At 45.3% G+C, this 15,387-nt stretch carries 10 protein-coding genes; 3 read left to right on the forward strand and 7 right to left on the reverse strand.

Annotated elements, in window-relative coordinates:
• Positions 1 to 359: 359 nt before the first annotated feature.
• A complete protein-coding gene (locus JAO78_RS04820; protein WP_226750222.1) occupies positions 360 to 1,565 on the forward strand; it encodes a dipeptidase in 1,206 nt (401 codons plus the stop codon).
• 71 nt (positions 1,566 to 1,636) lie between these two features.
• On the opposite strand, the gene bdpA is transcribed toward JAO78_RS04820, so the two are convergent.
• From bdpA to JAO78_RS04845, 5 genes are all read right to left on the reverse strand, one after another.
• Positions 1,637 to 3,133 carry a BAR domain-like protein A BdpA gene (bdpA, locus tag JAO78_RS04825; protein WP_226750223.1) on the reverse strand — a complete coding sequence of 499 codons (1,497 nt, stop codon included), beginning with the start codon at positions 3,131 to 3,133 and terminating at the stop codon, positions 1,637 to 1,639.
• Between the two features lie 328 nt (positions 3,134 to 3,461).
• A complete protein-coding gene (locus tag JAO78_RS04830; RefSeq protein ID WP_226750224.1) occupies positions 3,462 to 4,631 on the reverse strand; it encodes a M14 family metallopeptidase in 1,170 nt (389 codons plus the stop codon).
• On the reverse strand, positions 4,631 to 7,750 hold the full coding sequence (locus JAO78_RS04835) for a TonB-dependent receptor (RefSeq protein WP_226750225.1): 3,120 nt from the start codon (positions 7,748 to 7,750) through the stop codon (positions 4,631 to 4,633). Before JAO78_RS04835 ends, JAO78_RS04830 begins: the two co-directional genes overlap by 1 nt.
• 73 nt (positions 7,751 to 7,823) lie before the next feature.
• Positions 7,824 to 8,909 (reverse strand): FecR family protein, encoded by a 1,086-nt coding sequence (locus JAO78_RS04840; protein ID WP_226750226.1) that lies wholly within the window; start codon positions 8,907 to 8,909, stop codon positions 7,824 to 7,826.
• Positions 8,902 to 9,480, reverse strand: coding sequence for an RNA polymerase sigma factor (locus JAO78_RS04845; protein WP_236129332.1), 579 nt, complete (start codon positions 9,478 to 9,480; stop codon positions 8,902 to 8,904). Before JAO78_RS04845 ends, JAO78_RS04840 begins: the two co-directional genes overlap by 8 nt.
• A gap of 334 nt (positions 9,481 to 9,814) precedes the next feature.
• Here JAO78_RS04845 and JAO78_RS04850 point away from each other — a divergent pair, with 334 nt between their 5' ends.
• Positions 9,815 to 11,926: a TonB-dependent receptor family protein gene (locus JAO78_RS04850; protein ID WP_226750227.1), complete on the forward strand. Its 2,112-nt coding sequence runs from the start codon at positions 9,815 to 9,817 to the stop codon at positions 11,924 to 11,926.
• Positions 11,927 to 12,252: 326 nt separating this feature from the next.
• On the opposite strand, the gene JAO78_RS04855 is transcribed toward JAO78_RS04850, so the two are convergent.
• Positions 12,253 to 12,768: a M48 metallopeptidase family protein gene (locus tag JAO78_RS04855; protein ID WP_226750228.1), complete on the reverse strand. Its 516-nt coding sequence runs from the start codon at positions 12,766 to 12,768 to the stop codon at positions 12,253 to 12,255.
• 265 nt (positions 12,769 to 13,033) lie between these two features.
• Here JAO78_RS04855 and JAO78_RS04860 point away from each other — a divergent pair, with 265 nt between their 5' ends.
• The gene (locus JAO78_RS04860) at positions 13,034 to 13,720 is read left to right on the forward strand and encodes a 2OG-Fe(II) oxygenase (RefSeq protein WP_226750229.1); all 687 of its coding nucleotides are present in this window, start codon (positions 13,034 to 13,036) and stop codon (positions 13,718 to 13,720) included.
• A 964-nt stretch (positions 13,721 to 14,684) separates the two neighbouring features.
• On the opposite strand, the gene JAO78_RS04865 is transcribed toward JAO78_RS04860, so the two are convergent.
• Entirely contained in the window at positions 14,685 to 15,323 is a 639-nt protein-coding gene (locus JAO78_RS04865; RefSeq protein WP_226750230.1) for an XRE family transcriptional regulator, read from the reverse strand.
• Positions 15,324 to 15,387 lie beyond the last annotated feature (64 nt).

A 15,387-nucleotide genomic window follows, 5' to 3' on the forward strand; every position in this document is an offset into this window, starting at 1 on the left:
TGACAGCAGTGTCACGCGCTGGTTGCGGGGCGAGCTTGAAAAAAGAAGCTTGTAGGTTTAATGCCAGTCAGTTAAGCATGACCTGTTTGCTCTAAATCAACCGTTGAAGGCCATGGATGGCCGGAATCGAGCCTCAGGGATGATTCATGGCGTGTTGATGTGAGCAAACTGCGACATGCTAAATACAATTCACTCGCGCAATTTATTCGCGCATAAAGCACTGACCAACCCGTGCAGACTGAACGCAATAACACACTACAATCAGCGCTGATATTGGCATATTGGTCGGATAGTGCTTGTCGACAGCCAAAAAAACTGGTGAGATGAAATTTGGTGTATCCAACAATAAGAGACAACGAATGAAATTTCAATTAAGTGCTATGGCCATACTCTGTAGCACCTTGCTGTTAAGTAGCTGTGCCCAAACCTTGCAAACCACTAATAAACCCTTAACTGAGCTAACCCCCGCCGATCGCGTAGCGCAGCAATATATTATTGTTGATACCCATATCGATGTTCCTTATCGACTCCATAAAAAATGGGAAGATGTGTCAGTTGCCACGGCTAACGGCGAATTTGACTACCCTCGGGCAAAACAAGGGGGGTTAAATGCTCCCTTTATGTCTATTTACATTCCCGCATCCTACGAGCGCACTGGTGGAGGTTACCAACTGGCCAATCAGCTGATTGATAGTATGGAAGCCCTGGTTGCACGCGCCCCGGATAAATTTGCCATGGCCAGTAGCACACAGCAGGTATTAGCACAATTTGGCAGCGGCAAAATTTCTTTAGCCATGGGGATGGAAAATGGCACGCCGATCGAGGGTAAATTAGAAAACTTACAGCATTTCTATCAGCGTGGTGTGCGTTACATCACGCTAGCCCACTCTGAAAGTAATCATATTTCGGACTCGAGTTATGACATCCGTCGCCGCTGGCAAGGCTTAAGCCCGTTTGGCAAAGAGTTGGTAGTGGCGATGAACAATATCGGTATGATGATTGATATTTCGCACGTATCAGATGATGCCTTTTATCAGGCCGTGGCTATCAGTAAAGTACCGGTAATTGCCTCGCATTCGTCACTGCGCAGCTATACACCTGACTTTGAGCGCAATATGGATGACGATATGTTAAAAGCGCTGGCCAAAAATGGTGGCGTGATCCAAATTAACTTTGGTTCATCCTTCGTTACACGCCAAGCCAATCAATATAACGCCTTACGTAAAGCGGCTGCGCAACAGGCGGGCGTGGAAGATAATCAAGCATTTCGTGAAGCTTACAGCAAAACCCATCCTTATCCGTTTGCAACATTAGACACCGTGCTGGACCATATCGACCATGTGGTAAAGTTAGTGGGTATTAACCATGTGGGTATCGGTTCGGATTACGATGGCGTCGGCGATTCGCTGCCCATCGGTTTAAAAGACGTGGCCAGCTACCCAAACTTGATTGCAGGTTTATTTAAACGCGGTTACAGCGAAGAAGATATCGTGAAAATTTTATCAGGTAACCTGATGCGCGTTTGGGCAGAAGTAGAAGCTTATGCGGCTAAACAAGCCAGCTAACGGTTAACCTAGTCATCATGTCAGGCCCTTACAACCAAGGGCCTTTTTTATCTGCAACTTGCCACTCGTGCTTACAAATAGGCGCGACTAAACGAGTCTTTCGATTGTTTTAAGTAATCACGCGCTTTACGAGCGTGCGTTTCCCACACTTCTTTGTCGGTTTTTTCAGTAAAGGGGTTTTGTTCAGCCGCTACTGAGCGCTCAAAACGTTCATAGTAGGTCAACATCGCTGAAGTGATCTGGTTAAAATTGTCTTTATAACGCTGCATACCATCGAGTAACTCGGAGGTTTTTAAGACAAAACGGATCAATTCAGTATTGCTACCATCGCTTAAATAACTGCCCGCTTTTAAACTGATGTTGCCGGCCACCGCTGCTCCTAGCTTTTGTCGTATCGCTTCATCTTTACTAAGCACCTTACTAATATTCTCTTTGGATGCCACCACACTGGCATGCAATAACGTATCGCGTAAATGCCGGTCGAGATCGCGCCTGAAGTTATCAATATTACGCTGAATGCTGGCTAAATCATTATCTAACGCGGTAACCAGTTGTAATTCACGCTCTAGCTCGGATAAGAAGCGCTCGGCATCCTGATAAATCTTTAAACCGTTTTCCTCAGCAAATTTACGATCCGCTCGGCTTAACCCAGCATTTTGGTAACTGGAACGGTCGAAACTGACTGCTAAAAACGATTTAAACGGCTCTGCAAAAGCCGAATAAGTGCCGGCACTGACCACATTTAACGTAGCCGTCACCAGATCACCAAAGGGTTTGATCATCGAGTTAAGCCGTGCTTGCTGAATTTTGGAACTGACGCGCTTGGCATCACTAACGATATTACGAAAACTGGCATAAGACATCGGATTAGACATTTTATTGCGCTCTGAGCTGGCGAGCACTAAAGAGATCCCCGAATGCAAGGCATTAGCATATTCGAGATACTGCCGCTGCACTTCTAACTGTGCCGCATAATTCGTGCCCAGCGAACGAAATGACTCGGCTTGTACTTCAATATTTTTATCTTTACGCAGCTGATCCAAAATGCCGCTAATAATGCGCTGCTCGTTTTTATGTAAAGCGGTCGCTAATAAGATGCGACTGGTTTGCAAGTCATCTAATTGTACAAAGCCTTGTTGTGATTCAATATCCAGCCGTAAAAATTTACGCCCAGGATCATCCACCGAAATGCGGTGCGCTTTATAGCCTAACTCTCCCGCTTGCTGTTCAATCACGGCAACCGGCTGCCAAGCACTGTCTAAGGTGCTTTTTTCTGAGACCAACACTTGAATACGGTAAGAAGTAAACTCCGACTCTGGCAACACCCAAAGCTCAAGCACGCCTTGCTCACCAATCGATTCTCGGCTAAACAACGAGTTACTGCCGGCCTGACAGCGCATCGCGCCCTCACCCGTTCGAGGTTGTTCGTTGGTTAATTGACACTCACCCAGTTGTCGCCAAGTTTTTAAGCTGCTTTGTTCAAATTCACTGCTAAATACGATACCAGCGGTTTGCGCCGCCGCAGAAAACGCAACCATTGCACACAATATTGCCGCAAGCTTACGCATTATCACCTCGAAAGTGTAAGTAAAGGGGTTGGTAGCCAGGACTGATGCTTAAATCGCTGCGAATTCTAGCAGTGCCTTTTGCTCAGCACAATTAGCCACAGCAAGGGCAGTATAAGATATTATCGCACAGTACCAGTAGCAACGCGCTGAAGATACGCTCTGCAAACTGAATAATGGCTGAAGGGACAGCGACATTAGCCGTGTGGGTTTAAACATTAATGCATCTGAAATAAGTACTAAGCACAAACTCACTTAGTACTTTTTAGATAAAATTGGCAGATAAGATCACTGTTATCAATAACCAAACAATAACTTTAACATGCCCTGTTTAAAGATGCTCAATCAAAGTACGTAACGCCGCTTCAGCCATAACTTTAATCTCTGCTCTGTCAGTATCATCACCAACTTCATAGGTGACTGAATGCACGCCAAACTCATCTGCCATATATTGTTTAAACACCCCAGAATCTTGGTTATGGCTCGGTTTATTTTCAATTTTATAAGGCACACGCCCAGCTAATGATGAGAGCCAGTTATTGACTAACTGCGGCTGCGCTAAAGGTTTGCCCTTTGCCGTAACATAATCATGATCCATGGTGTAATAAACATTGCGATTGGTTGAATGGAAATCTAGGGCAAACCGAATAACACCGCCTTCGGCTTCAATGGCTTTTAGTTTGGTGTGTAATGCTTGAGTTTCCGGTTGACTACGATTTTTCCAATCACGATTTAAATCAAGCCCATTTCGGTTATGCCGCCAATTACCACGATGCACGCCATCAGGATTCATGTTGGGTACTAACAAAATATTATAGCGCGACCGAAAAGCACTCACTGTTGGATCGTCACTCCATAACAAATTGTTAAAATGCATCAAAGCCAGAGCGCCAGTGATCTCTGGTGGGTGTTGCCGGCCGATCAAAATCAGCCAATCTTGGCTGTTGGGCGTACGATGCTCCAGCATGGGTATGGCACGGTTTTCAACCGTTAGACCCAAGGTGCCTATGTGGCCTTGTTCTAGATCAGACAGCCAACGAGTGTAAGTGACGTTGTTAATGATCTCACCGGCCGCAACATAGATTGGTGTTTTCGATGCAGACAACTTAAATTGCATGCTTTGATCGGTTTTACTAAAGGCAACCGGAGCCCAAACCTGCTGATCAAGACTGACCTTAGGGCTATAGCGTGCAGGGCCGTTATGTGTCATTAAGGTAATGGTTATCGGTTTGGGCTGTGCCTCGCGACCAATCACTTTAAAGGCATACCAAGGACTGGGGTTAATGGGCAGATTTTCCGGTTTTAGGTGCAGTGTAAAACTGTCCGAGCCGGTTTGCTGACAATCATCCAAGCGGCCACTGGCGAAGTTAGTCGCAAAACTGACGGTACTAAACACACAACTGTCCGTGTTACTGGTGGCATTAACCGATGCTTGCTCGGCTTTCGCAAAGCCTGCGCTGCTCAGTAGCAGCGCAACAACAAATAAAGATCTCAGCAACATTAAAAACTCCAAGACCAGTTAGCGAAGATATAACGACCACGGTTACTATGTACATCTGAAAAGTAACCAAAGCTTTCGTCTGCTATCGGTGGATCACGATCAGTCAGGTTGCGCACACCGAGGCGTAAACGACTGCCGTCTAAATAGCCCTCTTTGAAGCGATATTCACCATAAACATCGGTGGTTGTCCAGCTAGGAATGGGTAAAGGATCACCCGCGGCACTGGTCGCGGAAGTATCAAAGAAATCACTGATGTAATTCACTCGAAAACCGGCACTCCACTGCGCTAAACGCCAATCTATTGCCGCATACATCCGTAATTCCGGATTTCCGTCCATTTGCACTAAATCACCGGTACCCGGTACGATAATATCATTGGGCACCGCAGGATTACCGGCAGCTTGTGCGGCAAGCACGATTGTGCTGATGGGATCTGGCATTTGTTTAAACGAGTTCAACTTCGCCGCATTAACTTTGAAATCAAAACGGCCAAAATCAGTGCTCAGTTTATAACTGACACTCACATCAAGACCACTGATCTCACGCACATCTAAATTGCTGTAGGTGTTTTGCACAAAAACCACACGATTATCTATAGGATCACGCACAACGGCTGTGTTAGAAGAACCTTCTGAGCGTAATAATGAATCATACAATAAATGCGTTTGGCTGTTTAAAATGCCTACTACGCCCTCTTGCTCGATATCCCACCAATCAACCGTGATCAATAAATCGTCCACAGGTGCCAAAGCAATACCATAACTAAAGGTTTTATCGTCTTCTGGTTGCAGAGTGACATTTCCGCCACGCACTTCCTCAACACCATAACTCGCATTGGTTACCGGATCGCGTCTTGTGTTTGAACGCACCACGCCATCTTCAAATACTTGCGGTAAATTAGGCGCACGAAAACCACCAGAATAAGCTGCTCGTAGTTGTAACCACTCTTGTGGTGCCCAAGCTAAAGCGATTTTTGGTTTAGTGACGTTACCCACATCGTTAAAACGCTCGTGCCGCAGTGCTAACTGCATACTTAAACTATCAGCCAGGGGGACCAACAATTCAGTGTAGAGAGAGACAACATTACGACTTCCGCTGGCGTCAGGCGTTGAACTACTGCCAAGTGCATCAGAATCTGAGCCTACCTGCCCAGTAAACGCATCCACAAAGGGTTGGCTGCCATCCAAAGTAGGATCGCGATCATCGGCGTAACTTTCGTAGCGATATTCAGCACCTGCGGCAATACCAATATCACCGGCATACCAAGAGAATAGTGCTGGATTAGAGACTTTAAAATCCCACAAGGCTAATTCGCTGGTGCTTTCACGATAAACATCACGCACTATTCCGGCAATCACGTTGGCACTGTTGCCAACACTAAAACCGGTATTCGGATTAGCCGGAGCGCCGCCTAAAAAAGGGTTGTAGGCTAAGGCAGGATCCGTTTGATTTAACGCAGCACTAAAGGCTGACGTACTGATACGGTTGTAATCCATATCAAGTGTATTAGCACGAGAGTACAACACGGCACTGTCCCAATCCCATAAGCCTACCGCACCGCGTAAACCCGTTAATACGCGATAGCTGGTATCGGTGACTTCAATGCGCCGAGGGCCGGCGTCTACTGGACGGTAGTTACGCAATTCCACTGCTTCGTTAAACGGGTTAAATGCGGCATTAGGTCCAATGGTGATTCGTTGTGCTGTGAGATTGGCATTTTGTTCACGACGACGCTCTGACTCGGCACGATAATATAAAGCTTCAGCGTATAACTCGGTGCTGTCTGTTAATTGCTGAGTAAAGTAACCAAACAGGTTTAAGCGATCGACCGCAGACGTCATACTTTGGTCTTCAATAGCCGGATCATAATAAAGATCACGCGATTGCGTACCGCGATCAGCACACACATTATTCGCTAACTGCACATCACAACCTGACATGGTATTCGGTTGAATATGAAAGGTACCCAGCGATGAGCTAAAAAAAGTGCCCCAAGGTGATGCTATCAAGCGATTATCCAATGCCGTGCGGCCGATAAACTCTTCAGGAATACCAGGAGCATTACGACGGTCCTGATTTGCTGAATAAACACGTTCATCTGCCCCCATTGCACCGCGACTATAATAAGCCGCAGAGAGCGCTAAGTAGCTTTTATCATCATTAAAGCGCATACCAGTAGAACCATTCACCGTGATTTGGTCTAGGCTGGTGCCCTCAGACTTACCATAACTAAAATTAATGGTACTGTTTTCAACATCGTCTTTCAGTACATAGTTTATAACACCTGCAACCGCATCTGTGCCGTAAATCGCTGCGGCACCGTCGCGTAAAACTTCAACCCGTCGCAAGCCAGCCACAGGCAAAGTATTCGAGTTGACCGTAGTGACGGGTACGAAATTCTCGGTTTGTGTGCCAGGGTGTAATACCAGGCGCCGACCATTTAACAGCGTCAGAGTATTGCCCGTACCAATACCACGTAAGTTAATCGACGCAACATCGCCGCGTGCATCATTGACACCACCGACGGTGCGTTCATTATTGAAGCTAATATCACCGATCTGCGGAATTGATCGCAGTAATTCATCACCCGTCACCGCACCGGTATTAAGAATGTCTTCTGCATTTAAAATAGTGACTGGTAGGTTACCCGCCGCTTTCGCACCGCGAATATTCGAACCAACCACTTGAATACGTTCAACAGACTTGCTAGAAGATTCACCCTCAGCATTTTGTAATTGTTGTTGGAAGTTATTTTGGATGCGACTGAGATTGTTATCGCTGGCACTGATCACAAAAATCGATGAGCTTTTCGCGCTGGCTTGCAAGCCTGAACCTTGCAGCAAAATAGCTAACGCTTGAGTGATTGTGAGCTCACCGCGCACTTGTGGTGAATTTAAGCTGCCAGTGCTCTCTGGGGTAAACATAATTTGTACCCCCGCTACCTCAGCAAGTTCGAGTAAAGCTGAGCTGGTGCGTTGGGCAGGAATATCAAAATTAAAAGTTTGATTGACTTCGATGCTGCTGTTGGTTTGCGCATTGACATCAGTAACTATGCCGGCACTGGTACCAAGAGCCACCAGTGTACAGAAGGCTAAATAACTTAAGCGGTATTTCAACATGTTTGGATCCCCTGTTTTTTTATTTTTGTCACAGGTATATACGCAGCCAGTAAAAAATACCTCCGCACTGTTTTTAACGATTGCTAATATTAATTTGTTCCGCAACCACGGCAACTCGGATCGGCAAGGTCGCTTCCAAAGCTGACAAGATGGCTTCACCATCTGCTAAGTGAAACACTCCACTGATCCGATAGTTTTTCACTTGTTCATCGATAATTGTAATTTTGCGGGTGCGATAACGATTAAATTCTTCTACAACATTATCAAGGCTCTCGTTATCAAAGCGCATAATGCCTTGACGCCACGTTTGTGCCTGACTCACTTGCTGTGGTTGATTCTGTTGAATGACCTCATTTTGCTCACTAAAGGCAGCTATATCGCCAGCGAGCAAAGCCTGCACGGCTTCAACCTCCGTTGCTTGCAAGGGTTTCACCAGGTTCTTCACCGCCACCTTACCTTCTAATACCGCAATCTTTAACAAGGTTTCATGAGGTAATTTTCTAACATTAAATTTGGTACCAATGACCTTAATTTGTCGCTCGCCGGTATCAATAATAAAAGGTCGATTGGCATCTTTAGCTACATCAAAAAACACCTCTCCTCGGCTTAACGTTACTAAACGCTGACCAGCACTAAAGGCTACGGTTAGTGCTGACTGTGTATTCAGTGATAAGGTGCTGCCATCAGCTAGCAAAATATTGCTGACTTCACCCACTGCCGTTTCAAAGTGCCATACACCGCTGGTGAGTGGTTGTTGACGCTCCGTAATCCGAAACTCGTTGTCGTCTGAGGTCTTTTGCAAGGCAGTCTGCATTTGCTCTGTAGCAATGACTGCCACAGGCACATGGCCTGACTGAGGTATCACCGTTGGCGAGATACTTTGCAGTAGCACCAATAAACTCACTGCACTGACACTGGCGGCAGTTGCCAGCCACGTTAGCCAGTCATGACGAGCCGCTTTGGTTGTTTTTTTATGGTGTGGATGATAAAGCATCGCAGTAAAATCATAAGCTTGCAGCGCGGTTTGCCACTCCAACTCATGCTCTGGTTGCTCTTCGCGCCAGCGGCGTATTTGGCTCTCTTCACGCGCAGTTAATTCACCCGAGTACAATCGAGTAACATAGGCAATTGCTTGCTCACGTACGTTGAGTTTAGCCATGCTGATTACTTCCTAAGGCCGCTGTGTCGACACTATTACGGATCACCAATAGCGCAGCGGAAATATGTTTTTCGACAGTAGAAACGGAAACGCCCAAATTGTCGCTAATTTCTCGATAACTTAACCCGTCAATACGATGCATTAAAAAAGCCTGACGTTGTTCTTGGCGGATCTGTTGTAAAGCACATTCAACTTGATGCAGTAAGCGTTTGTTATGTAACTGCCGATCGGGTTCATCAATGGCGATTAACTCGTTTAGTGCATATTCGCCTTGATGTTGGTCTGCACAGCGAACTTGAGCGCGCCTGGCTCGATCAATTAACAAATTACTGGCAATTTGAATTAAATAATTTCTTGCCGTATCAAGCCTACCGGCTAATTTTGCGGGTAAATCTTCAATTTGGCTGAGCCGCATATAAACTTCTTGCATGACATCATCACAATCCACGCTACTGTTCATGCGCACGCGAATAAAACGCCTTAGCGCAAAATCATGTTCTGCCAGTAAACGTTCGATCAGCTTATGGCTAGTTTGCTTTTCACGTTGGCGATTAAGTACGTTTTCAAGCACGGGCATCTTCTCTAGTTTAACTCGTCTTACTATATACGCAGCCAAGAGGAAATACCTCCGCTGATTAAGGTGTTTTGATTGATAAAATAGCCAGAAGTGAAATGGAAAGCGCTAATTAAAAGTGATTTAGCCGATAACAGTGGAATCGAATCAACTTAAGCGCAACCAACAGTGTTAACTCGTCTGGATACACAAAAAAACAACGTAGACTGTACAGCAATGCCCTTAGATCTTTACACGGTGAGGTTTAACTTTCACAATAACCTACTTGCAAATAGAAATGGTTCGCATTAGCATGCGCATTATTTTTATTGTTATTGAGGAAGTTAACGCTATGAACAAAAGCAAAATTGCCCAGGCAATCGCCTTTTCGCTCACCGTCATTAGCTTACAGGCAGTCGCCGATAGTGCTGCCAGCAATGATGAAATAGAAAAATTTGAAGTACGTGGTCAAACCGTAGAAAACAGTTCCGGTTTTCTTGACACGCTACAAGAAGGCAAATTGTTTGCAGGTAAAAAAACCTCCGTCGTCGATTTATCAGAACAACCCACTTTGGTTGAACCTAACTTACGCCAACTGTTTAGCCGGCTGCCGGGGTTATTTGTCTCTGAACAAAAAATCCCGAGTATTTATAATGTGAATTATCGTGGCCTAGGTGATCCGCACGAGTCTGAATTTATCGCTTTTTTCCAAAATAATGTGCCGTTGGCTGCCAATATGTTTGGTTACCCCACCATTTATTATATGCCAGGGGCTCAGCGGGTTGAACGTATCGAGTTTATCCGCGGTGGTGCGGGTTTAATGTATGGCCCGCAAATTGGCCCAGTTGTAAACTTCGTCACTCGTCGCCCTGATGCTCAAGCTGCGACAGCGCTACGCACTGAACATGCCCTTGGTACAGATAGGCTATACAGCACCTATAACGAAGTTTCATGGGCGCAAGGTGATACCGGCTTTATGGCATCATTTGATCATCGCAGCGCTGACGGCCCTCGTGCTAACGAAGACTTTGAAGTTAACGCCGGCTATTTTGGTCTTTCATACGAAGGCTTCAAGGGTATTAAGCTTGGTTTTAATCTCGACATCTACAACTCCGATTCAGGTGAAGCAGGCCGTCTTAGCTCAGCGGAATTTCGGGAAAATCGTGATTTGGTAAAGTCGCCCTATAACCGGGTGGTGATTGATCAGACTATTGCCAGTATCACTTATGAACAACAACTCAGTAACACCAGCAGCTTACATGGCAGTATTTGGTATAACCAGATGGACCGTTTAAGCCGACGCTCGGCCATGTTTACCGACCCCGCGAACGAGCCAGCAACCACCAATATTGACGAACAACAATTCAGCAACCTGGGTATCGATCTTCGCTACAGCATGGCTTGGGGTGACAATCACATTTTTACGGCCGGCACCTCTGGCTATCAGGGCGATAGCCCGCGCACGCGTCATGTTAGTGATGATATTCGCTCCAGTGCACAAAATGCGGCTGACTTGCGCTTTGAACAAGATCGTAAGATTAGCTATAACGCGTTTTTTGTTGAAAACCTGTTCCGTTTTGGTGCTTGGTCAGTATCGCCCACCTTGCGTTATGAACGTATTAACTACGATTTAGCCGAAACCGTGAAGCAAGCCAGTCTAAACCGTGATGCGATTGATCTTGATCGTACCTACAACGAGTTATTATTTGGTTTGGCAAGCAGTTATCAGTTAACAACTGATGCTGAAGTCTATGTCAATGTGTCTGAGTCATATCGCCCTCAGCGTTTTGATGATTTGATCAACCCGTCTTCAGAACTAGCCGGTAGCAATGGCCCCACTATTTCACGGGCCATGAACTATGAACTAGGTTATCGCGCACAACTCAATGCAGATTTGCTGTTTGATGTCAGTGTGTTCCGCATTGACTTCAAAGACAAAGTTGAGCAAATCCAAGTGAATATTACTGATGTTGAGCGAGTCAATAGCGGTGACTCACGTCATCAAGGGCTCGAGTTTGCTGTGGAATATACGCTGCTCGATACCGCCACGCACACTCTCACTTGGTTTGGTAACGGCTCGTTACTGGATACCGAGATTACAAACAGTGTAACAACGGCACTGATCGGTAACGATACCGCCTTTGCGCCTAACCACGTTATTCGCACGGGGTTGCTGTTTAACCATGATAAGTTAAGCGCTAGTTTAAGCGCCACCCTGGTTGGTGCGCAGTACTGGCAAGATTCTAATCAAGCCCGCGGTAACGACGCAACAGAAATTGCTGCAAAAATACCGTCTTATCAGGTCATTGATTTCAGTGCCGACTATCAGCTGGCCCATAATTGGACACTCTATGGCGGCATTAATAACCTGCTAGATAAACACTACTACAGCCGAGTACGCAGCGACGGTATTGATGCTGCACCTGAGCGCAGTGTCTTTGCTGGCGTGCGTTTTACCCTGTAAATTATTTTGCATCGCCCTAGCCTAACCAAGCACGGTTAGGCTAGCCTACTTGCTACCTAACCTTATGAAAAGTATTACCTAAGCACGCGAAATAAAGGCCTGCCTGGTTACCTGATGGTGTTCTGCTTTTTACATGGTTGGCCATGCGACTGCACGTTATTAAGCCAAGCAGTTAAGTGACGGTAGAAACGTATCTCGGCTAACTAATGCTAAAGACATGACTTTTCGCTATTAATAGTAAGCGCCATTTAGGTGATGAAGAGTGCTTCAGTATTGTTGATTAAAGTGAATGCCGCTTAGCATGATGTCTGTTTAACACCGTCGAGCTAAAACGATAATGTAGGATCCGCCTGATACTCCCGCCAGGTTAAAAACAGCCGCAGTTCAAGCTCTAACTGATGGTAATCGGCCAGCATATATTGGCATAGTTGATAAAAGGCTTTGTTGTGATCTTTCTCGCGCAGATGCGCCAGCTCATGTACAACGACCATCTGTAACAGCGGTAACGGTAGTTGCTTTAATAAACTGGCTACGCGAATTTCATTTTTACTTTTTAGCTTACCGCCCTGCACGCGGCTAATTTGTGTGTGCGTGCCCAGCGCATTGTTGATGACATGCAACTTAGGATCAAACACCACCTTACTTAACGGCTCACTACTTTTTAAATACTGCCGTTTTAACTCGAGCGTATAGTGATATAACGCCTTATCAGTTTGCACAGCATGCACCGGCTCTGGATAACGCTGCGATAATACGTTACCTAATTGCTGCTTAAGAAGCAGTTCGCTAACTTGCTGCTGCACCTGTGCAGAGTAGCCTTGTAAATAACGTAATGCGCTCATACGACGTATTAATGATGGATTAAGAACCTTGGCGGCAGTATAGGGATTTTGTTTTAGGCTGTATAGCGCGAGAGCTTATCGGCAACAAGCGGAACATTACAGGGTTTTGAAAGCATAGTGCTTTAGCCATCGCATTAGGCATTCAGGTGAGCGGGCTGCAAACGAGCATCACTCACACACTTAAAAAGAAAATGAATAGAAATTAAGTGTTCTGCCCTTTATTATCACGCCGATTACAACAACCCCAAATTTATAGGTGCTGGCGATGTGGTTAAACAACGCGCTAATAACCGATACCGCGGTGCGCGCTTTTCGTAAACAACTAATACACTCAAGCCCAAAACATCTGGTGCTGGATGATTTATTTGATACGGCAAAATTGCATAACGTATTAGCTGCCCTGCAACATGCATCGAACTGGCAAATGCAACAACATACCTACTCCGCCTTGTATGTCGACTCGTCTACATGGCAAAAAACCAACGCGCAACAGCGTTTTGTGCAACGCGATCTGTGGCAACGCCCCGAGCAAAATGACCCCAGCAATATCGCACAGCAATTTCTGCTATTTTTACGTAGTAGTGAATTTTTAGCTTTACTATCACGGCTGTTCAAAGTGGCTTTAACTGATATTAATGTGGCTAATCCTGCGATAAACACCAATTACTTTCGACTAAGCGCTAACGATTTTGTTAAACAACACGCGGATGACTCACCGGGCAGAGAACTGTGTATGTTGCTGTACTTAAACCAAGACTGGCGTGACGAAGACGGTGGCGAATTAGTATTTATGGGAACACATCAGCAACCTATTACTATCTCACCACAGTTTAATCGCTGTGTGTTGTTTGATCCCGCCTCCCCCGGCGCTGAACATTGGGTCAACGCGCTCTCGCCTCTAAGCCAGAAATTATACCGATATAATGTCACGAGTTGGTATTGGTCGGAATAATAACATGCAGAATAAACTCAGATCGCTTAAAAGACGCTTAGCTGGCTTTTAAATTATCAGCATTCTCAAGGATGCTCTTTAAAGAGAATCAGAAGCTTTTTAAAATAGTATACTAACCAACGGTGATATTTCCGAGCTTACTGACCCCTGATCTTATGGAGCCGAGCTAAAGTGCGTTAAAATTTGCTGATGCATCCTTACCTCAGTCATGCGAACTTGCGCTTGCGCTGTCAAAAAATTGTTTCCAACAATGTTGTTTTCCCGGCGAATTTGTATTCTGGGCAGCTTGCCCTCCACCCTTCAGGGCCGTGCTAAAGCACGTTCCAATTCGCTCCCGGCGAATTGGTCGAACCTAAGGGTTCGAACCAAAGCCTCATCTCTGCCGCGTTAAAACAAAAAGGCCCGAGCTTTTGGTGACATCGAGGGATTACCAGCGCAATCCATGCCGCTGGCCCTGCGGGCCGCACTAAAGCACGTTCAAATTCGCTCCCGGCGAATTTGTCGAACCGCAGGGTTCGAACCAAATGTAATTGATTGGAAAGAATGAGAAACCGGGAATAACCAAAATTTGCCGGGAATAAGCGGGAAAGCTTTATAAATAAAGGGATTCAAGAAAACAGCAAAAAAATCAGATCGCAGGTTAGTTTAAGAAAGTCGGAAAATTTCTCATTTTAAAATAAAAATTATCACACTGTAATATGCCCACACCCTACCAGTTAACTAAAACCGCTAAAACCCTGTTTAAATAAGGTTTAGCGGCTAAATATCCATTCCCCAAATTATTCTCAGAAGAAACTCAAATATTCCGGATTAACGCTTGTAACTCGGATCTTCGATCCGGCTTTCAGTATTCATGATCCGACTTCGCTGTAAGCAGCGTCATATCTAGCGAAAAACGAAAAACACCCTATTTTTAAGACTTGCCGAAGTCGGATCTAAAAAAAGTATGAGATCCGACTTTAAGCTAAGAATAAGTAATCCGGCAAATCACTTTGCCAACCACGTTAATCTGATCTCGCTGCGCTTCTTGCACCGTTAAAGGAGGAATCTTTTTGCTATCCGAAACTAGAATAACAGCCCCAGCAATACCGAATTGAATTGCTCTGGTAACAGGCCCAATGCCGTAATCAACTACAAAGGTTAAACCATCCTGGATGTTCTTATCGCTACAGTTAACCACCACATATTGCAACGGATCATCTTCCTTGTGCAAAGCTAACTGCTTAAGCTCTATATCTGCAGGTAGTAAACGGTTATCAACTAATAGGTAGCTATCACTTCCCAACAAAGGCAGCTTAAAAGTAGTACTTACCGTTGATACAGAAAATTTATAGCATTCCCGTTTTTCCATCACCATTAAATGCTGATCCTCAGCAACCTTGCCTAACTTGCCAGCCAACAAACGCTTATTTAACAAATCAGCGAAGCTATACCCAGTTTCAATAGCTAACTGTGCCAGGTAATCCACATCAGGCAGTCGCCCATCCTGCTCGTACCCTTTAATTGTGTTCACGTGCAAGCCAGTTTTTTCAGCCATAGCAGGTCGAGACAAAATTTTATCTCTAATTGCCTTAATGAACTCTCCAAACTCGTTTGAATCCATGAAAACACCATAAAAAGGACAATTATTTATCCTTTTTTATCAATGACATAACAAAGAAAAGACA

This window comes from Alishewanella maricola (assembly GCF_016343785.1).
GTDB classification, from domain to species: domain Bacteria; phylum Pseudomonadota; class Gammaproteobacteria; order Enterobacterales; family Alteromonadaceae; genus Alishewanella; species Alishewanella maricola.